Annotated in this window: 20 protein-coding genes and 1 tRNA gene; 11 read left to right on the top strand and 10 right to left on the bottom strand. The window is 43.6% G+C overall.

Features of this window, described 5'->3' with window-relative positions; genetic code table 11:
• Positions 1-12: 12 nt before the first annotated feature.
• Positions 13-1626, top strand: coding sequence for a diguanylate cyclase (locus tag G3M65_RS05680; RefSeq protein WP_254426239.1), 1614 nt, complete (start codon positions 13-15; stop codon positions 1624-1626).
• Here G3M65_RS05680 and purE read toward each other — a convergent pair.
• Positions 1623-2120: a 5-(carboxyamino)imidazole ribonucleotide mutase gene (purE, locus tag G3M65_RS05675; RefSeq protein WP_254426238.1), complete on the bottom strand. Its 498-nt coding sequence runs from the start codon at positions 2118-2120 to the stop codon at positions 1623-1625. The two genes, G3M65_RS05680 and purE, sit on opposite strands and share 4 nt — an antisense overlap.
• 16 nt (positions 2121-2136) lie before the next feature.
• Between purE and G3M65_RS05670 the strand changes: the two genes are divergently transcribed.
• Positions 2137-2541: a hypothetical protein gene (locus G3M65_RS05670; RefSeq protein WP_173833617.1), complete on the top strand. Its 405-nt coding sequence runs from the start codon at positions 2137-2139 to the stop codon at positions 2539-2541.
• Positions 2538-3077, top strand: a complete 540-nt coding sequence (locus G3M65_RS05665) for a 4Fe-4S dicluster domain-containing protein (RefSeq protein ID WP_173833616.1) — start codon at positions 2538-2540, stop codon at positions 3075-3077. The genes G3M65_RS05670 and G3M65_RS05665 overlap by 4 nt, the downstream gene beginning before the upstream one ends.
• Here the strand turns inward: G3M65_RS05665 and G3M65_RS05660 are convergent.
• Complete coding sequence (locus G3M65_RS05660) at positions 3051-3809, bottom strand: prepilin peptidase (RefSeq protein WP_254426237.1); 759 nt, start codon at positions 3807-3809, stop codon at positions 3051-3053. The genes G3M65_RS05665 and G3M65_RS05660 overlap by 27 nt on opposite strands.
• Positions 3810-3830: 21 nt before the next feature.
• Here G3M65_RS05660 and G3M65_RS05655 point away from each other — a divergent pair, with 21 nt between their 5' ends.
• On the top strand, positions 3831-4307 hold the full coding sequence (locus G3M65_RS05655) for a thioredoxin family protein (protein ID WP_173833615.1): 477 nt from the start codon (positions 3831-3833) through the stop codon (positions 4305-4307).
• Positions 4298-4924 carry an HAD family hydrolase gene (locus G3M65_RS05650; protein ID WP_254426236.1) on the top strand — a complete coding sequence of 209 codons (627 nt, stop codon included), beginning with the start codon at positions 4298-4300 and terminating at the stop codon, positions 4922-4924. The genes G3M65_RS05655 and G3M65_RS05650 overlap by 10 nt, the downstream gene beginning before the upstream one ends.
• Here G3M65_RS05650 and G3M65_RS05645 read toward each other — a convergent pair.
• From G3M65_RS05645 to G3M65_RS05620, 6 genes are all read right to left on the bottom strand, one after another.
• Positions 4921-5145, bottom strand: a complete 225-nt coding sequence (locus G3M65_RS05645) for a DUF167 domain-containing protein (protein WP_173833614.1) — start codon at positions 5143-5145, stop codon at positions 4921-4923. The genes G3M65_RS05650 and G3M65_RS05645 overlap by 4 nt on opposite strands.
• Positions 5142-5348, bottom strand: coding sequence for a hypothetical protein (locus G3M65_RS05640; RefSeq protein ID WP_173833613.1), 207 nt, complete (start codon positions 5346-5348; stop codon positions 5142-5144). The genes G3M65_RS05645 and G3M65_RS05640 overlap by 4 nt, the downstream gene beginning before the upstream one ends.
• A 2-nt stretch (positions 5349-5350) precedes the next feature.
• Positions 5351-6220 carry an elongation factor P--(R)-beta-lysine ligase gene (epmA, locus tag G3M65_RS05635; RefSeq protein ID WP_173833612.1) on the bottom strand — a complete coding sequence of 290 codons (870 nt, stop codon included), beginning with the start codon at positions 6218-6220 and terminating at the stop codon, positions 5351-5353.
• A gap of 16 nt (positions 6221-6236) precedes the next feature.
• Positions 6237-6312: transfer RNA gene (locus G3M65_RS05630), tRNA-His, on the bottom strand.
• 23 nt (positions 6313-6335) lie between these two features.
• The gene (locus G3M65_RS05625; protein ID WP_173833611.1) at positions 6336-7037 is read right to left on the bottom strand and encodes an RsmE family RNA methyltransferase; all 702 of its coding nucleotides are present in this window, start codon (positions 7035-7037) and stop codon (positions 6336-6338) included.
• Positions 7038-7068: 31 nt separating this feature from the next.
• Entirely contained in the window at positions 7069-7341 is a 273-nt protein-coding gene (locus tag G3M65_RS05620; RefSeq protein ID WP_173833610.1) for an HU family DNA-binding protein, read from the bottom strand.
• A gap of 89 nt (positions 7342-7430) precedes the next feature.
• On the opposite strand from G3M65_RS05620, the gene G3M65_RS05615 reads away from it, so the two are divergent.
• The 3 genes from G3M65_RS05615 to G3M65_RS05605 are packed head-to-tail and all read left to right on the top strand — an operon-like array spanning position 7431 to position 9686.
• Positions 7431-7856, top strand: a complete 426-nt coding sequence (locus tag G3M65_RS05615; RefSeq protein WP_173833609.1) for an EamA family transporter — start codon at positions 7431-7433, stop codon at positions 7854-7856.
• A complete protein-coding gene (gene lnt, locus G3M65_RS05610; protein WP_254426235.1) occupies positions 7817-9178 on the top strand; it encodes an apolipoprotein N-acyltransferase in 1362 nt (453 codons plus the stop codon). Before G3M65_RS05615 ends, lnt begins: the two co-directional genes overlap by 40 nt.
• Entirely contained in the window at positions 9153-9686 is a 534-nt protein-coding gene (locus G3M65_RS05605) for a CDP-alcohol phosphatidyltransferase family protein (RefSeq protein ID WP_173833608.1), read from the top strand. The genes lnt and G3M65_RS05605 overlap by 26 nt, the downstream gene beginning before the upstream one ends.
• Here the strand turns inward: G3M65_RS05605 and G3M65_RS05600 are convergent.
• Complete coding sequence (locus G3M65_RS05600) at positions 9658-13053, bottom strand: translocation/assembly module TamB domain-containing protein (RefSeq protein ID WP_173833607.1); 3396 nt, start codon at positions 13051-13053, stop codon at positions 9658-9660. The genes G3M65_RS05605 and G3M65_RS05600 overlap by 29 nt on opposite strands.
• Before the next feature lie 23 nt (positions 13054-13076).
• On the opposite strand from G3M65_RS05600, the gene plsY reads away from it, so the two are divergent.
• Genes plsY through G3M65_RS05585 form a run of 3 tightly spaced genes read left to right on the top strand, consistent with a single transcriptional unit; the run spans position 13077 to position 15875 of the window.
• Positions 13077-13661, top strand: a complete 585-nt coding sequence (gene plsY, locus G3M65_RS05595) for a glycerol-3-phosphate 1-O-acyltransferase PlsY (RefSeq protein WP_173833606.1) — start codon at positions 13077-13079, stop codon at positions 13659-13661.
• A 26-nt stretch (positions 13662-13687) separates the two neighbouring features.
• Positions 13688-15076, top strand: a complete 1389-nt coding sequence (locus G3M65_RS05590; protein ID WP_254426234.1) for an ArnT family glycosyltransferase — start codon at positions 13688-13690, stop codon at positions 15074-15076.
• A 7-nt stretch (positions 15077-15083) separates the two neighbouring features.
• On the top strand, positions 15084-15875 hold the full coding sequence (locus G3M65_RS05585) for a hypothetical protein (protein ID WP_173833604.1): 792 nt from the start codon (positions 15084-15086) through the stop codon (positions 15873-15875).
• On the opposite strand, the gene recG is transcribed toward G3M65_RS05585, so the two are convergent.
• Positions 15863-18229 (bottom strand): ATP-dependent DNA helicase RecG, encoded by a 2367-nt coding sequence (recG, locus tag G3M65_RS05580; RefSeq protein WP_173833603.1) that lies wholly within the window; start codon positions 18227-18229, stop codon positions 15863-15865. The genes G3M65_RS05585 and recG overlap by 13 nt on opposite strands.
• Between the last annotated feature and the right edge of the window lie 2 nt (positions 18230-18231).

Raw genomic sequence — 18231 nt, 5'->3', positions numbered from 1 at the left:
ATAACTTGCAATTTGGTTTATAATGGAAAAATCTTTGGGTTTTTGCTAATGGACTACTCCGCACTTGACCTTATACCAGAGCCAGTTTTAATAGTGGATGAGAATTACCAAGTTCTCTTTGCTAACAAAAAGGCAAGAGAGGTATACGGTAATAGGGCAGAAACCTGCTATGGGCTTTCTCATTCCTTTTCAAAACCATGTTATGAATACGAGGGACACTCATGCCCAGTCAAAAACATAAAAGAGCTGGGGGTAGAAAAGTCTGGCGTCGTGCATGTTCACAAAACGCAAGAGGGTGAAAGGTATTTTTATGTTGTAGCTCAGCACCTTCCAGAAAAGGGTTTTTATGTGGAGCTTCATATAGACCTCTTTAACCTTATGGAAAATCTAAAGCTCAGTGGTCAGAGGACGGAGTTTCTTCTTTCTGGAGGTCCCGTGGTCTTTTTCCAATGGAAAAGGGCAGAGGGCTGGCCTGTGGAGTTTGTCTCACTTAACGTGTCTGAGCTTTTGGGATATACCGCAGAGGACTTTATATCTGGAAGGATAAAGTATTCAGACCTTATACATCCAGAAGACTTGGAAAGGGTAGCTCAAGAGGTAAAGTATCATACAGACAAGAAATCTTCCTTTTGGATACATCAAGACTATAGGCTCAAAAGAAAAGACGGAGAATACATATGGGTTCTTGACCATACCGTGCCATTATTTAACGAAAAGGGTGAGATAATTGGCTACTATGGATACTTGCTGGATATAACGGAAAAACATGAACAGGAAGAGCTTTTCCATATTCTTGCAGAGTCAAACCCTCATGCGGTGCTGGTCTATGATTTTCAGCAAAACAGAGTTCTCTACGCAAACCACAGGGCAACAAAACTCTCTAGCTATAGCAGAGAAGAATTGTTAAACCTTGAAGACCCCATCAGCCTCATATTTTGGAAAGATAGAGAAAAGGTTTATGAAAATTTGAAGAAAAGGAAAGAAGGATACAGGGGCACTATCAGCTACAAGTTAAGGATTATTACCAAAAGTGAAAGGATAAAATGGGTTAACCTATCTTCAACTGTAGCCTATTTCAAGGGAAGAACTGTTTCTGTCATAACATTGGTAGACATATCAGAAGAAGTAAGAAGAGAAAGAGTACTCACAAAACTCGCCACAAGAGACCAACTTACTGGCATATTTAACAGACGAGCACTTATCCACGATTTTGAGCGTCTTTTATTTCAGGCAAGAAGATACCAAACACCCTTTTCTCTGATAATCTTTGACATGGATAACTTCAAACGCTTAAATGATACATACGGACACCTTATGGGAGACAAGGCTCTGAAAGAAGTGGTTAAGGCGGTAAAAAAGGTCCTAAGAAAAAGCGATATTTTTGGAAGATGGGGTGGTGAAGAGTTCTTGGTGCTTCTTCCTATGACCTTAGAGCCTTATGCACCTGCGGAGAAGATAAGACAGACAGTTGAAAACTGTAAGTTCTGTAAAGATTTGAGCGTAACCATATCTCTGGGAGCAACTACTTACAGGGAAGGTGACACTATAGATAGCATGATTTCAAGGGCGGACGAAGCACTTTACCGAGCAAAAGAGCAGGGGAAAAACAGGGTGGTAGTTATCTAAGAGAGTTGTTCTTTTAGCTTCTCGTTCATTTCTTTGACCTTTTGCCTTAAGGATGCCTCGTAGTCTCTTAGTTTTTCCTCAAGCTCTGGGTATTTTATGGAGAGTATCCTTACTGCAAGAAGTCCTGCGTTTGTGCCATTACCTATGCCTACAGTTGCCACAGGGATGCCTGCTGGCATCTGCACTATAGAGTAAAGGGAGTCCACACCGCTTAGATGTTTAGAAGGCACGGGGACGCCTATTACTGGCAGTGTGGTCATGCTGGCGGTCATGCCCGGGAGATGTGCAGAGCCTCCCGCACCCGCTATTATCACCTCTATACCTCTTTCTCTTGCGGTCTTTGCATACTCATACATGGCTTCTGGCGTTCTGTGGGCGGACACAACTCTAACCTCGCAGGGGACTTCAAACTGCAGAAGGACTTCGTAAGCGGGCTTTAGCCACTCCCAGTCAGAAAGACTACCCATTATTATGCCCACCAAAGGACTTTTCATGCATATAATTTTATGCATGAGTATAGAGAAGTTCATGAAGGAGCTTTTTGATATGGAGGAGAGCCTCTGGCAAAGGCGTATGAAGGTGCTCTATCAGTATAAGAGGGTTCAGGAAATGAGGCAGAAGATACAAGAGATTGAAAAGGTATTTGAGGAAGAGGTGGGTATTGATATACAAACCGCCCTATACTTCTTGGAAGAATACGAGAGCAACCCTCAGAGCTTTGAGAGGATAAAGGAGACACTGGGAGAAGAGGTTTTTCAGGCAGTAGAATCCCTTGCGGACAGGATTAAGCAGATAAGGGATATGCGGAAGGAAGTGGACGATGTGGAGAAGGAGATATTTGAAATAGATGCGGAGATAGACGATACCTTTGAAAAGCTACAAGAATACAAAAGAAAAATTCAGGAAATGCTATGAAAAGACCCATAATGCTAATAGACCTTGACAGGTGCATAGGCTGTCTTTCTTGTGAGGTTGCATGTAAACAAGAAAAGGGGCTTGAGAACTTCGGCATAAGACCCATGAAGGTCTTCAGAGTAAGTGGCATTGGAGACAGGGCGGATGCCTTCTTTCTGCCTATGAACTGCTTTCACTGTGAGCTAGCACCCTGCGTTTATGCCTGCCCTACCTCCGCCATGAGGAAGAGAGAGGACGGCATAGTCTATGTGGAAGAGCTAAGATGCATAGGCTGTAAGGCGTGCATAATTGCCTGTCCCTATGGAGCTATAGCCTTTAATCCTACCACTATGAAGGTGGAAAAGTGTGATTACTGCTACAAAAGGGTGGACGCCGGGCTTTTGCCCTCTTGCGTGTCTAAGTGTGTCACCAACTGTCTGTATTTTGTGGAGATAGAGGATGTGCCAAAAGAAAGACATATGGCAAAAAGGATAGACTCAGAGCTATATAGAGAGCTTTTCCGTTGGAGGTTAGAGGAAAAACCTCTTGAGGTCTAAAAGAAGACCCAAGAACACACCCATAGAAAGAAAGGGTCCATAAGGGAGGGCAAACTGCAGGCTTTTGTTTTTCAATATTATAGGCAGTGCATACAAAAGACCAAGCAAAGACCCCAAAAAGACCGCATAAGCCACACCCCATACACCAGCCACAGAGCCTATAAAAGCCATGAGTTTTACATCTCCAAAGCCAAGCCCCTCCATCTTTCTGAGCTTTGTATAGTAAAGGTATATAAGTAGAAAGAAACCACCACCCACAAAAGCACCAAAAAGACTCTCCTTTAGGCTAAAGTCTTGTCTAAAGAAAGACACCACAAGCCCAAAGGCAAGTCCACCAAGTGTGAAAGTATCTGGAAGTACAAAGGTATCCCAGTCTATAAGGCTTGCCACTAGAAGGATGGAGAAAAACACAAAAAAGACAAGACTTAAAAAAATGTCCTCAAACCTGAGCCTACAGAGAACCGCAAGAAGACCTGTGAAAGCCTCCACAAGGGGATACCTCGGGGATATCCTACCTCCGCAGTGCCTACACTTACCTCTAAGAAGAAGGTAGGAGACTATGGGTATGTTGTCATACCATCTTATCTTCGCTCCACAGTGAGGACAACTGGAGGGAGGTGAGACTATGGACATGCCCCTGGGAATTCTGTATACAAGCACATTGTAAAAGCTCCCCAGAACTGCACCCAACGCAAACAAGAAAGCATACTCTAAGAGTTGAATTACCTCCACCTGTGGTTAAAATTATAAAGCATGAAGAGGTTAGTTTCTTTGATAGCCCTCCTAATTTTGCTTTCATGCCAGCAAAAGCAGTCCACAGGAAAGGGAGAGATAAAGGACATAGTGCCAAAGCATGAGTATGCCATGTTGATAGTGGAGAGCGAGAGCTGTATATACTGCAAACAGCTCAGGAAAGACCTTCAAAGTGAAATACTCGCACGAGAGATAAGGGGAATGGATGTATTCAGTGTGCTTTATGAAAGCAACGCAAGGGTCAGATACATACTAAAGGGACAGGAACATGTAAGCACCGAAGAGGAGCTTGCAAGATCGCTCAAGGTCAACTCTTTTCCTCAGCTTTTCTTCTACGACAGAGAAGGCAACATAGTGCTTCATCTGCCGGGCTATCAACCACCCAAAACCCTCGCCTGTAGTATAAGGTTTGTAAAAGAGGGAAGATACAAGGACACACAGTATATGGATTACCTAAAGGCAGAAAGATGCATATAAAAGCCATACTCTTTGACTTAGATGGCACGCTTATAGACTCTTACAAGGATATAGGCATACATCTAAATAGGACATTAAGGGACTTTAAAAGGCAGGAGGTGGACATAGAAGAGGTCAAGCATATGGTGGGAGGAGGGGCAAGAGAACTTCTAAGGAGGTTTTTCCAAGATGGTCTTCTTGAAAGAGCCTTAATGGTCTTTAGAGAGTATTATATGAAAGATCCCGTCATATACACCCAGCCTTTTGAAGGTATAAGGGAACTTCTTGAAGAGGCAAAGGTTAGGGGGATAAAGCTTGCGGTGGTTACCAACAAGATGGAAAGCCTTTCTAAGGCCATTCTTCAGAAGCTTGGCATGGCAGAGTATTTTTCAGCGGTGATTGGAGGGGACACTCTTTCAGAGAAAAAGCCTTCACCTTTACCCGTGTTGGAAGCCTTGAGACGTGTTGATACTCTGCCTTCAAAAGCTATTATAGTGGGAGATACGGAGGCAGACCTAAGGGCAGGCAGGCTCGCAGGCGTAAAAAGGGGTCTTGCCCAGTGGGGGTATGTTAAAGTCCAAGAGGAAGTTCCAGATTTTGAGCTACAAAACCCTTTGGATTTAGCCAAATTTTTCTAATCTTTGATGACCTCAAAAACCTTAAGCCTTGAGGTAGAGCCTCTTAGGAGTTTTATCTTTGACTTTGAAACTCCAAAGTGCTTTGCCAGTAGTTCTCTTATTCTTTCGTTGGCTTTTCCCCCCTCTGGTGGGTCTTTGACCGCAACTTCGTATAGGTCTTTTTCTACCTCTTTCACATATTCTACCTTTGACCCAGGCCTGGCTTTTACCTTAAAAATCATTCCTCCGTTATCTCCCTGAGAGCCCTGTATTTTATAGTGTATAGCACCACAAAGCCATCTATACCATGCTCTCTTGCAAGGCTTGTCTCCACATCAAGCACTTCTCCGCCTTCCTGCTCTATTGTGGATAGAACCTCGTTGAGCTTTGCGGTTATCTCTCTATCGTCGCCCTCAAGGGAAATTACCATGCACCTGTATGCCATGCTTAAAAGTATATCTCATCAAGGCTGTTAAGTCCCTTATAAACCATAAAAAGTCTCTCAAGTCCTATGGAACAGCCCGCACAGGGAGGAAAGTCTTTGTAGGCACTAAGAAGCTCCTCGTCCAACGGCAGGTTCCTGCTTCTTCTGAAGTCTTCCATCCTTCTTCTTATCTCCTCAGGTTTTGTTTCTTCTGTCCAGCCGTTGGCTATCTCTATGCCCTTTATATATAGCTCAAACCTCTCCGCATAACCATCTACCACCTTTGCATAAGAGCTTAGCCTCTGAGGGAAATGGGTTATAAACTCAGGCTTTTCTCTGCCAAGATTTCTTTCTACATCCACATATATTCTGAAAAAGAGACTTTCCCAGTCCTCTTTATCGTCAAATTCATAACCGTAGGCAAGTAGGTTGTTTTTGAATATCTCCTCATCCTCGGAAAGCACCACGCCCGCATACTCCTCAAAGGCATGCTCAAGCCTTGTGGTCTTGTATTCCTTTGAGATTCCCAAAAACTCAAGCAATTCAGCTATCTCCCTCATGAGATAACTGTAGTCCGCACCAACTTTATACCACTCAAGCATGGTAAACTCTATCTTGTTGAGCCTTCCGCACTCGTTATTTCTAAAGACCTTGGCTATCTGAAATATGTCCTTTTTGTACTTTGAGAGTAGCTTTTTCATAGGAAACTCTGGCGAGGTCTGAAGCCACAGAGTTTTTTCCTTACCGCATTCTATTACCTTAAGCTCTATGGGGTCAACATTTAGGTCAATGTTGGGAAACTCAAGAAGCACAGGTGTATGAACTTCAATGTAACCCTTTCCCTTAAAGAATTCCCTTACCTTCTGGATAAACTCAGACCACTCAAAAACCATCCAAAGGATTATAACATGGGGAGAGCGACGGGAGTCGAACCCGCGACCCGTGGATCCACAGTCCACTGCTCTGCCAGCTGAGCTACGCTCTCCTAATCCTTTTATTATAATCCCCTCAATCCTTTCCTGCAAGGTTCATTATAAGAGCAGTTGCCACAGCCCCAGCCATTTCAGTCCTTAGTATGTAAGGTTTAAGAAAAAGAGGCTTAAAGCCCTTGCTTTTTAGAAACTCCACCTCTTCAATAGACAGACCACCCTCAGGACCCACCAGCACACCGTAGCTTCTTTTGGTCAGGTCAAGGCTTTTTATATCAGCCTCTGCGGAGAAGTTATCAAGCACAAGAGCTAATTCTTCTTTGGCTTCTATCTCAGATAGCCTTATGGGTCTACTTATCTCCATAGGTTTTGGTCTTCTGCATTGCTTAAAAGAGGCAAGGCTCAGTTTTTTCCATCTTTCCATTTTCTCTTCAACAATACTTAACTTTTGGAAACCTCTTTTACATACTACAGGTATGAGCAAGTTTGCCCCTGTCTGGCTTGCCCTGTCTATTACTTCCTCCATAAGTCTTAGTTCCACTGGTATACACTGATATAGATTTACCTCTGGCTTTGGCAGAGGAATGTTTATCTCTTCCAAGGGCTTGCAGAGGGCGTAGCCTTTTTCAATAGACAAAAGGACGCTTAAGAATAACCTACCTTCACAAAAAACCTCAAGCCTGTCTCCTTTTTTAACTCTTAAGGCTTTAAGGTGATTAAACTCTTGCCCACCTACAACTAAAAAATCTCCCTCCTTACCACTGCATATTAACCTTTCCATAAAGGAAGCGGGGCGGATGCCCCGCCAGCAGTTACTTTACAGACTCTCTGAGCTCCTTTGCAGGTCTGAAAGTGACCACCTTTCTGGCTGGTATCTTTATCTCCGCACCAGTCCTTGGGTTGCGGCCTTTCCTTTCTGCCCTTGTCCGGACAGTAAATATTCCGAACCCTGGCACTGCAACTCTTTCACCCTTCTTGAGGGCTCCAGAGACAGCCTGAATGGCAGATTTGAGGGCAGCATCAGCCTGCTTCTTGGTAATACCTGCCCCTTTGGCTATGGCTGAAACAAGCTCAGCTTTGGTCATGGCATTCCCTCCTTACAAAGTTTTTTAGCAGTTTATAATGATATACCAAGTCAAGTCAAGATGCAAGAGGATTTTTAAGGATTTTAAACATGAAAAGCGTGTTTTTTGCAATTCTTGCAAGCCTGATGTGGGGAACAGCTCCGGTGCTTTTTAAACTTGGTCTGAGAGGCGATATACATCCAATAAGTGCCTTAGTTTTTCATAACCTTTCCGCCTTCTTGCTCGCCTTTGTGATTACAGTTATCACGGGAATGAAGTTGAATTATCCACTTAGGGAAGTAATGCTCATAGTAGCAGGTGGTATAATGTCAGGTTTTCTAGGGCTATTCTTCTTCTTTGAGGCTGTCAAGCGTGGAAATGTGTCTGTAGTAGCTCCCATAGCCTCTACCTCGCCTCTATGGGGTTCTCTTATCGCCTTTATCCTTCTTGGTGAACCCTTCAGTTGGCTGAGAGCCTTTGGTATACTCTTGGTGGTATGTGGAATAGTGTTGATAAGTCTGTCATCAGGCAGGTAGCTCTGGCTTTTTTGACAGGCTTTTTACTGTACCTGCCCTTTTCTAAGTATGAACTTTGGTTCTTTGTCCTGCCAGCCTTTATGCTTCTTTTCCGTATAAGGTTTGGGCTCTACTGGCTTCTTTCAGGCTTTGTTTTCTTCTTTCTTTCCTTAAGGTGCGCTAACATTGCCAGTGTGGATTATGGTGGCGTTAGCCCAGTTCTTTCTTATGGGCTTTTCAGTTTTTTTGCCTTTTTTCTTAGCCTCTACCAATTTTATCTACCCTTTTGGTTGTGGAAAAGGCTGTTTAGAGATAATGTGTGGTTTTTGCCTCTTTTGTATGGGTCTTTTGAAGTTATCCGCTCACACTTTCCTTACGGAGGCTTTCCTTGGCTTATTGTGGGATCTCTCTCTGTATACTTACCCCTCGTAAAACACAGCCTTTTGTATGCAAATGTTTATCTTCAGAGCCTTTTTCTACTGTATACAGTCCTTTTTATCCTGTATAGGAAGGTAAAATTAATTTCCCTTGCTTGGGCACTATTCCTGCTTATAGGCTTTTTGGCTCTAAAAGAAAAGAATCGTGTAATGGAGAAAGCACAGCTCATAAAGGTTGCACTCGTGCAAACTGCAGTGCCTCAGGAAGATAAACTCCAAAGAGAGTCCTTCAGAAAACATGCGAGAGAAATACTTAAGTTGATAGAAGAAGCCAATAAGAAGGGTGTAGACCTTGTAGTTCTTCCTGAGTCCGCCTTTCACTTTTTCTACTCAGAGGAAAGCGATGAAGCCAACTTTGAGCTAAGGCTACTTAGTCAAAAGACACCTATTCTTGTAGGTCTTGTTGACATAAGGGAGGGTCTAAAGCCTTACAATTCCGCCTATCTTTTAAAAGACGGTATTGCAGTCCAAAGATACGACAAGATAAGACTCTTTCCCATAGGAGAATACATGCCCTTCCCCTTCGGCTTTCTAAAAGAGCTTTTCCCAGCCATAAGCGGGCTTGACTACTTTCCGGGAGAAAGCCTAAAACCCTTAGAATACGGAAACATGAAGATAGCCACGCCTATATGCTTTGAAGTAGCCTACTACGGTTTAGTTAGGGATCTTTCCAAAGGGGCAAACCTTATGGCGGTTCTAACCAACGATGGCTGGTTTAAGGATTCTGACTGCGTAAGCCAACATTACCTTTGGGCAAGGGTAAGGACGTTGGAGACGGGTAAATATGTGCTTTGGGTAAACAACTCAGGAGACACGGGCATAATAGACCCTATGGGCATGGTTCTTGAAAGAATGCCCTACATGAAAAGAGGTGTTGTTTATGGAGAGGTCTTGCTTATTGACTAACTTACCAAACCTCTTATCTTCTCTTAGGTTAATACTCAGCCCACTGCTACTCCTTGTGGGGGAGGATTATTTAGTTCTTATTTTCCTTCCTCTTGCCCTTTCTGATGCTCTGGATGGATTCCTTGCAAGGAAGTTAAGAGCTCAAACAGAGCTTGGCAAGATGCTTGACCCAGTAGCGGACAAGGTAATGATCCTGTGCGGGCTTATTGTATGCACCTTTAAGCTACAGGTGATACCTAAAGCCTTCTTCTACGCAGTGTTGGCAAGAGACCTATTTCTCCTCGTGGGAGGGGCTATCCTTACCAGCAGAAATGGGAGCGTTCCGCCCGCAAGGCTTTTAGGTAAGGCTTTTACCTTTATCCTATCGCTTTTTATTGTTTTGTGTCTGGTTGGTTTTCCCTCTCAGTTTATGCTTTGGGTCAGTGTGCTTATGCTCTCCCTTTCGTGGATAGACTACGCCTTCTCTGGGTTAAAAAGGCTCAGAAGTCAAACTTCCTTCTCAACCTAACCCTTACTTCTTGAGTTCTGTCTGAGTAGTATCTTCCACCTATGGAAGTGTTGGGTGTGAGCTTTACATCCCCGCCTGTGTAAGTTTCCTTTGGGTTTTTCAGAGTGCTTTGCCTGTGTTCCACAGTTATTCTCTGAGTTAAGTCTTTGGAAATTGTTGCACTTAACCCAACTTCTCCTGTGGGAGATACAGATGGTGACACTTGAACCCTTATGTCAAGACCTGTCATGCCTTTCGCACCCTTTATGAGACCGCTTATTTGCGGTATCTGGCTTATAAGGGCACCGCCCACTGGTATAAGCCCCTCTGTTTCCGCACCTCCGAGGACCAAAGTGGTAAGCACCTCTCTTGTATCTCTGGGAGGCTCAGACCTTACTATCGCCTTTGGATACTGGGGGTTTCCTTTAAGGTCAATGATAATGCTGTAATCCGGTGTGGGTGCTATTATGGTGAGGTCCATTTGGCTGTCTTTGCTGGTAAAGGCTATCTCGCCCCTTTTTACATAAAATTCCCTTTCAAAGTATGTTAGAGCACCTCCTCTAAGGTAAGTATTCACCACATAGTCAGGCTCGTAGAGAGTGCCTTTTATCTTTGCGGAAACGTCCGTATATACAAACCCCTCTGGTAGGTTAACTCTCAAAGGTTCAGAAGATGCAAGGGAAATCTCAAGGCTTACCCTTTTATACTCCTCGGGAGTTTCCCCAGACCTTCCTTTGATTCGCTGTAGATTAATAACCCCAGAGGTGTAAAAATCGCCTTTTATGCTCAAGTTCTTATAATCGGAGCTTAGCACACCTTTACCCGAGATAAACAGGCTTGTTCTAATAATATCGTTTCTATATAATAAGGGTAATTGCAAAACCTCAAAGCTAAGCTGAGCAAACTTATTGTCGCCTGTAAAGTTTGCAAGGATGGAAGTTCTCTGGTTGCCAATTAGGCTTACAAAGCCCGAAAGCCTATTATCCCTAAAGATTACTTCAAGCCCACCAGACAATGGCACCGCAAGGTATCTGGACCTAAGGGTTATCTTTTCAGAGCCTGCTTTCAAATTCAAGCTGTCTGTGTAGGAGAGCCTGTAAGATACCTTACCCTCCGCATCTGCAAGAACTCTGCTCCTTATTACAGAAAAAAGCTTGCCAAGGTCAAGCACACCTTCGGAGGAGAGCCTTGGCTTTCCATTGTAGGAAAAGTCAAGCCAGCCTTCAAGAGCTCCATACATCTTGCCTCTAATTGAAAGGGTCTTGCCTTTATATTCTCCCCTTTGAAACTCCACCCTTGCCAGCATTTCTTGTCCTATACCCACGGTAATAGGATTAACCTCTATGCTCCCACTTTCTGTGCTTCCGTACGCCTTCACATCTGGCACCTTAAGAAAAACAATACCCATCCTGAGGATAAAACCCTTCATTAAAGCCTCAAGCCTGCCTTCCTTTATGTTTAAGCTGGCATTCAGCGGAAAGCTGTAGTTTTTGTATCTACCATCGCCTGAAATTTCAAGATGCAAGTCTCTGCCCTTGCCATTCAGGCGGTATTCTGAAGCCACCAAGAGGCTGCCCTGAACATGTTTGAGAGAACCCTCAAGGCTGTAGGATGTATTCTTATAATCGTAATAACCCCTACCCACAAGCCCATCCTTGAGGTCAAAGGAAAAGAAGACCTTTTGACCCTCTACCCTTCCCTCAAAGTTACCCTCTGAGTAAGAGAACTGAAAGGCTTTTACATCCCTTAGTTCTCCTTTAAAACTGCCCCTTAACTGCTCTCCCCTTTTCTCCACTTCAAAGGATATGCCAGCCCAAGAAGAAATACCTTCTCTGAAAATCCTACCCTCAAGCCTTCCAAAACCCCATGCCCTGTTCTCCCCCACCTTGAGGTCTATGATTCCTCTCAAAGATTCTAAATCAATATCTGCATATGAAAGGTTCATACTTTCAAGTTTTAAACTGCCAGAGAAATCTCTATTTTTTAAAGAACCAGCACCTGAAAGAGAATAACCCTCTCCCCTGAGGCTTATCCTATAGCTATCCCCCTCAAGGAATAGGTCATAGCTGGTGCTTCCGAGGCTTATATCCCTCACAAGCAGGTTTTCAAGCCTTCCCCTGCCATAGCTATAGGCTTGACCCTGCTGGAACCTTAAAGACCCGCTGTAGGAAACTATGGCGGACAAGTCCTCATGCCTTAGTTTGTATCCCAAAAGCTCTACACTTCCAGTAAAGTCTTTACCGTAGAAACTACCGCCTACGGAAAGTAAAAAAGGCTGAGCTACGGAGAGCTCAAAGTTTCCCCGCTGGACTCCTTCATAGTTGAGGGTCAACCTAAGGCTAACGCCCATAACCTCTTGAGCTTCAAACTTTGCCATAGGTGAATAAGCCTGTAGTTTTAAGAGTTTTTTCTTCAAGTCAAGCTCAAGCTGACCGCTGGCTATAGTGGACAATCTTTGGTTTATACCTAAAAGCCTATGGTCTACTGGTAAACCTCTAAACACCGCGTGCAAAACTCCATCCTTTAGAGAATAGTCAACTTCTGCCTTGGTGAAACTATCTGTTATTATCGCCTTAAGCTGGCTTTTTTCCCTCCATTTCCAGAGGTATTCTCCTTCCAGCTTTAGATTTCTAAATTCTTTCCTATCTTTTATATCAAGAGCCTCCGCAGACCCAGAAAAGCCTGCTCTTATTTGAGTATAGCTTAGACTTCCCGATAGCTTTAGTTTAGTCCTCATAAGAGAGAAGCTCTCCCTATGAATAGGCTCTATATATCCTTCTGCATCAAAGACCCCCTTCCTTCCTTCCCATGCTCCCCTTAAGCTAAATTCATAGAGGTCGCTTTTTACTTGGGCTTGCTCCAATACAAACTTTCTACCTTCCGTGTGAGCCTTCCTGAGAAAAACTTCAATGTGGTATATGTCCTTGTGGTGTAGCCAGTAAGCCTGTGCCCATCCAGTAGAATAGACCTTACCCGCTTTTAATTCGGTTCTGGGTATAAATAGGGTAAGGCTCTCCCCATGAGGGATATAGTTAGTAGAAATGTACAGCTGGTCTACCCTAAGATTCAGCCTGCTTGCAAATTCTATAAGAGGTCCAAAGTCATAGTCAAAAGGTTTGTCAGAGGGTGGGGTTTTAGATACTTCTATAAAACTGAACTCGCCAGCCTTAATATCCCATGGTCTTATAGCTCCGTTGCTGACAAAGACATGAAAAGTTCTCCCATTAAGAGGTATGTATACGAGAAGATTCCTAAAGCTCAGCCCTCTCTCAAAGCTCAGTCCAACCCCCTCTATCTCAATCTCTATGTTCCTCGCCAAAAGATAGGGTTTTATTAGAAGAAAGTACAGGGCAAGCAGTAAGAGTATAAGATAGCCTACCACACGCATAGATTTAGGTTATCATAGTTTCCATGGACAGCATGCTTCTTGTGATCTTTGCCTACCTCTATGGTTCAGTTCTCTTTGGTGAGCATATAGCAAGGTCAAAGGGTGTAGATATAAGGTCTGTGGGGAGCGGAAACGTGGGGGCTACCAATGTGGGAAGGGCGCTTGGTAAGAGGTATGCTGTTTTGGTCTTTCTACTTGACTTCTCCAAAGGTTTAATTCCTATGCTTCTTGCAAGGCTCTACTTTGGTTTTGAAAGCTGGACTGCCTTTTTTGTGGGTCTTGCAAGCCTTTTGGGGCATATGTATCCAGTTTTTCATAACTTCAAAGGTGGAAAGGGTGTGGCTACCGCCTTTGGCACTCTTACTGCACTCTCTCCACTAATTGCCGTCCTTTCCATAGCCTTCTGGGGGCTTATATTTAGGTGGAAAGGTATAGTTTCTGTTGCTTCCTTGTCTGCGTCCGCCCTTGCGGTTTTGCTCCTCCTTATTTCAGGCTACCCGCTCAAAATATTTCTCATGGCACTCCTTATGTTCTTCTTTATCCTATACCGCCACAAGGAGAATATAGCAAGACTCATGGAAGGCAAAGAACACAGCTTTAGGTCGTGATAGCAGTCCTCTCTTTTAACCTAATCTTGTTCCTTTTTAGAGTGTTTTATGTAGTTTACTACCCCCTTGACCTCACGCCAGAGGAAGCCCAATACTGGGACTGGTCAAGGCACTTAGACCTAAGCTACTATTCAAAACCCCCTATGGTCGCCTATTTGAACTTTTTGACAAGAGAAATCTTCGGCGTCTCAGAACTTGCGGTGAGGATAACACCTATAGTTTTGTCCTTTCTTCTTTCTTTATTTACTTACCTTTTTGTAAAAAGAGTCTTTGACGAGAGGTCTGCCATAATAGCCTCAACCTTACCACAGATAACAGTAGGCTTTGGAATAAACTCCCTGCTTATGACCACAGATGCAGGCTTTATCTTCTTCTGGTCTTTGAGTCTTATAGTGCTATTCTTTGCCTTTGAGAGAAACCTCCTTTGGCTTTGGCTTTTGGCAGGATTCTTAAGTGGGCTTGCCTTCTTGAGTAAGTATCCAGCGGTTTTTCTTCTTCCCTGTGCACTTTTATATGGCTTTTTCCTTAAAAGAAACCTACTTAGAGACTACAAGCCTTACCTTAGCCTCATTCCTGCTTTTCTTTTATCCTTGCCTGTTTTGTATTGGAACTATAGGCATGACTTTGTCTCCTTCAAGCATGTTTCCACCCTTGCCAGCAAGTCCGCAAGCTTTTTAAACTTTGGCTCTTTCTTTGAGTTTCTTGCAGGTCAGGCTCTTTTGCTTTCAATTATTCCCTTTTTACTTTTGCCATACCTCTGGGTCAAAAACATAAAGAGAGAAAAGACCGCCTTCTTTGTTCTTTTCTCCCTTATACCCTTTCTCTTCTTTGCAGTGCTTTCCCTTTTCAAAAGGGTAGAAGCAAACTGGGCTGGGTTTTCCTACTTTTCCGCCCTTGTGTTAGTGAGCCTATATCTATCAAAAAGCAGACTGCTTTTGCCCTCTTACCTTCTGGCAGGACTTTTGTTTGTATTTCTGCACTTTACTCCTCTTCTTGATAAGGTTGGGCTTGGATGGCTTCTTCCACCTCACAGGGACCCCACAAAGGCAGGCATAGGCTGGGCTCAGCTGGGAGAGGTGGTTTCAGAAATGAGAAGAGCACAGGAGAGCATAATAAGCCCCCACTATCAAATTAGTGCGGAGCTTGCCTTCTATGTGAAAGGAAACCCAAGGACTTATTGCATAAATCTTGGAAGGAGGATGAACCAGTATGACCTTTGGGGAAAGAACTATGAAGGCGACGCTATCTTTGTAGATTATGCACCTATAAACCCAAGAGTCCTATCCGCAAGTGAGGGTATAATAGAAGAGAAGGAGCTTCCAATTCTCTGGAGAGGTAAAGAGATAAGGAAGTTTTACATATACAAGCTCAAAAATCTTAAAAAAGTGGAGGAAGAGATGCCAGGGAGTTATTAGGTTTTTAATGAGTTTATACTTGGTTGGTTTTTTTCTCTATTATTGCCTGCCCTATGTTTATGTTGACCATGTAAACTATTCCATTCCTTCTCCAGTGCCCATGCCTTTTCAAAAGCAATGTGCATGCGTTATAAACCCTAAAAGTGTCTACAACAGCCCCTTGGGAAACCCCCAAAAACTTCAAGAAGAGTTAGAAAGAAAAAATGCAATAGCCTGCCATATGGAGGAGGAAAAGGTAAAAGGATACAGAGATATTGGGCTTAGTAAATGGCTTTTATATTTTCTCTTTGAATACATACCTAAAACCCTTCTTTTTGAAAAGCCCTCAGACCCCTATTCTCTCATTAGTCTAAGCCAATGTAAACCCCTGGCATCGGATATGCCAATAATCATTTCCCTATGGAAGTTAGACATACCCAGTTACAGCTTTATACTGAGAGATAGGAAAAACCTATACTATGCAGGTCAGTGCGACCCTTACGAGAACACAGCCCTCATGCCCTTCACAGGAAGCAGGAATCCACAAATATATGCGTATTCGCGAACAGGTTTTTTCTTTCCGGGCGACCAGTTTAAAACCCCTGCAGTGCTAAGTGCGGACTTTTATGAAAAGAGAGTTTTGATATTTCTCCTAAGGAATGGCACAATATATAAGGTCTTTGACCAAAGGTCTATAAGAGAAACTCTACAAGATGGTGGCAATTATAGTGTGCAGGTCTACACTTACCGTTTTCGTTTGTGGAGGTTTTACTTTGGGCTAAGGTTTTTCTCCTGCACCCCAGCCTTTCACGCCATATAAGCAAGGCCCATCTTATCGCCGTATCTATGGATGAGAACCTTCTTTAAGTCCACGTATTTTTCAAGGTTTGGGTCTTCCTTAAGGGTCTTATTTGCGTCTTCCTTCGCAAGCTCAAGCATAACCCTGTCTTGAGCCCTCGCAAGGTTTGCCACCATAAAGCCAAAGTATCCTGACTGAGAAACACCCAACAGCTCCCCAGGACCTCTCAGCTTTAGGTCTTCCTCTGCAATCTCAAAGCCGTTATTAGACCTTACCACAACCTTTAACCTCTTCATAGCCTCTTGGTCCTTCTTTAGTTCATCTGGCACCACAAGGTAGCAATAGGCTTGCTTGTCTGACCTTCCTACCCTTCCTCTAAGTTGATGAAGCTGAGAGAGACCAAAGCGGTGTGCGGACTCTATAACCATAAGGGTTGCGGATGGCACATCCACGCCCACCTCCACCACAGTGGTAGCCACAAGTATATCTCCAGTGCTTTTGAACTTTTCCATAACCTCTCTCTTTTCTTCATCCCTTAGCTTTCCATGAAGCAATAGCACCTCCTTGTCTGGAAAAAGGCTTTTCCACCTTTCATGCTCCTTAACGGCAGACTTTAAGGCTAAGGTCTCCGACTCCTCAATGAGAGGGTAGATAACATAGACCTTGTTTCCCATTGAAAGCTCTCCCCTTACTGCCTGCAAAACCTTGTCAAACTCCGAATCAAAGAGGAGCTTTGTAATAACAGGTTTTCTGCCAATAGGCATCTGGTCTATTATTGAAAGGTCAAGGTCTCCATACAGGGAAAGAGCTAGGGTTCTTGGTATGGGCGTGGCACTCATTACAAGGCTATGAGGATAATAACCTTTACCCTTCTCCAAAAGAAGTTTCCTCTGCATGACACCAAAACGATGCTGTTCGTCCACCACCACAAAGGCAAGCCTCTGAAACTCCACGCCTTCCTGAATAAGGGCATGCGTGCCTACAAGCACCTTTATGTTTCCCCTTTCTGTATGGAAAAGGACGCTTTTTCTCTTAGAGCCCTTTACAGACCCAGTCAAAAGACCCACATGAACCCCAAGAGGCTCAAGAAACTTCCTAAAGTTTTCGTAATGCTGAAGTGCCAATATCTCGGTAGGGACCATTATGGCACTTTGATAGCCTTCCTTTGCAAAGGCGTAAGCGATAGCCATAGCCACAACCGTTTTCCCACTTCCCACATCACCCTGCAAAAGCCTATTCATAGGTCTGTTTTCTTTTATGTCCGCCAGTATTTCCCTTATAGCCTTCATTTGAGCCTGAGTGAGCTTAAAGGGTAAGGAAGCTAAAAATTCCTTAATATGCTTTTCTGGTTCTTTTAGGGCTATGGCAGGCTGACTCTTTACCTGAGACTTTATAAGATGAAGAGAGAGCTGAAACAGGAATAAATCTTCATATATTAGTCTTCTTTGAAAGGGCGTAGAAAAGCTGTTTAGGTCTTCTTCGGAAAAACCCACTGGTCTGTGCAGAAGGTATAGGCTCTCTCCAATGGGTGGGAAGTTCCTCTCCTTTATAATCCACTGAGGGAGATATTCGGGCATATACTTTGCGGTTTCGGAAAGTTTGTAGAGAAGGTTTCTTATCCTCTCGTGCCTTTTCTTCGCAGATATACTCCTTAGCTCTCCGTCCACCCTTATGTAGTAAAAGGGCAAAACCCTTCCAACCTCCGTCTCTTTTAGAAACTCAGGATGAACCATATACTTTTCGCCCGCAAACTCCTTTATTTTTCCATACACTATAAGCTCCTGACCCTTTCCAAATCTATAAAGAGCTCTTTCATCCTTGTAGCGAAACCTCAAGTATAAACTTCCCGTGCTATCCTCACACAAAACCCAAGCGGGATATTTTTCCTGTGGGTTATAACCTGTGGCAACCACCTTGACCTTTAGGGCTACCTTCTGCCCGGGCTTTGCGGTCTTTACGGTGTATATGAGCCTTCTATCCTCATACCTCAAAGGAGCAAACCAAAGGGCGGAATAAAGGTCTTTTATTCCAAAGGCTTTGAGGGTCTTCTTTTCCCTCTCATCAAGTGTTTTTAGTTTATCCACAGGCTTAAAGAAGGCTTCTACTGGTTTTTTTTCCACCTTAGAGAAGTCTACCTCAAGGGTAGGTAAAGGATGCTTTAGCCTATCCTCAATGCTCCTTAGAATAGCCTTTTGCTTCTCAAAGGGAAGTTTGTCAAAATCCTTTAACATTTCAAGGTATGAGGGCTCAAGGCTGTCCTTTAAAAGGTTAAAAAGATATAAACCGATGCCAAAGCTCCTCTTGAGACGCTTATAGTCTTCCTGCGACAAGTCTTTTATGAGCTTTACCGCCTTTTCTATTTTGTTCTCAGACATGG

Origin of the sequence: Hydrogenobacter sp. T-8 (assembly GCF_011006175.1) — a bacterium.
GTDB classification, from domain to species: Bacteria; Aquificota; Aquificia; order Aquificales; family Aquificaceae; genus Pampinifervens; species Pampinifervens florentissimum.
This window is presented reverse-complemented; position numbering and strand designations above follow the sequence as displayed.

What these genes read in the sequence shown, in the direction of transcription:
- G3M65_RS05625 (WP_173833611.1), bottom strand. Translation starts at nt 7,037, where the DNA reads ATGGAAAGGTTAATATGCAGTGGTAAGGAGGGAGATTTTTTAGTTGTA.
- plsY (WP_173833606.1), top strand. Translation starts at nt 13,077, where the DNA reads ATGGACAGCATGCTTCTTGTGATCTTTGCCTACCTCTATGGTTCAGTT.
- lnt (WP_254426235.1), top strand. Translation starts at nt 7,817, where the DNA reads ATGTGGAATAGTGTTGATAAGTCTGTCATCAGGCAGGTAGCTCTGGCT.
- G3M65_RS05615 (WP_173833609.1), top strand. Translation starts at nt 7,431, where the DNA reads ATGAAAAGCGTGTTTTTTGCAATTCTTGCAAGCCTGATGTGGGGAACA.
- G3M65_RS05620 (WP_173833610.1), bottom strand. Translation starts at nt 7,341, where the DNA reads ATGACCAAAGCTGAGCTTGTTTCAGCCATAGCCAAAGGGGCAGGTATT.
- G3M65_RS05665 (WP_173833616.1), top strand. Translation starts at nt 2,538, where the DNA reads ATGAAAAGACCCATAATGCTAATAGACCTTGACAGGTGCATAGGCTGT.
- G3M65_RS05605 (WP_173833608.1), top strand. Translation starts at nt 9,153, where the DNA reads ATGGAGAGGTCTTGCTTATTGACTAACTTACCAAACCTCTTATCTTCT.
- G3M65_RS05645 (WP_173833614.1), bottom strand. Translation starts at nt 5,145, where the DNA reads ATGATTTTTAAGGTAAAAGCCAGGCCTGGGTCAAAGGTAGAATATGTG.
- G3M65_RS05670 (WP_173833617.1), top strand. Translation starts at nt 2,137, where the DNA reads ATGAGTATAGAGAAGTTCATGAAGGAGCTTTTTGATATGGAGGAGAGC.
- G3M65_RS05600 (WP_173833607.1), bottom strand. Translation starts at nt 13,053, where the DNA reads ATGCGTGTGGTAGGCTATCTTATACTCTTACTGCTTGCCCTGTACTTT.
- G3M65_RS05585 (WP_173833604.1), top strand. Translation starts at nt 15,084, where the DNA reads ATGAGTTTATACTTGGTTGGTTTTTTTCTCTATTATTGCCTGCCCTAT.
- purE (WP_254426238.1), bottom strand. Translation starts at nt 2,120, where the DNA reads ATGAAAAGTCCTTTGGTGGGCATAATAATGGGTAGTCTTTCTGACTGG.
- epmA (WP_173833612.1), bottom strand. Translation starts at nt 6,220, where the DNA reads ATGGTTTTTGAGTGGTCTGAGTTTATCCAGAAGGTAAGGGAATTCTTT.
- recG (WP_173833603.1), bottom strand. Translation starts at nt 18,229, where the DNA reads ATGTCTGAGAACAAAATAGAAAAGGCGGTAAAGCTCATAAAAGACTTG.
- G3M65_RS05655 (WP_173833615.1), top strand. Translation starts at nt 3,831, where the DNA reads ATGAAGAGGTTAGTTTCTTTGATAGCCCTCCTAATTTTGCTTTCATGC.
- G3M65_RS05640 (WP_173833613.1), bottom strand. Translation starts at nt 5,348, where the DNA reads ATGGCATACAGGTGCATGGTAATTTCCCTTGAGGGCGACGATAGAGAG.
- G3M65_RS05650 (WP_254426236.1), top strand. Translation starts at nt 4,298, where the DNA reads ATGCATATAAAAGCCATACTCTTTGACTTAGATGGCACGCTTATAGAC.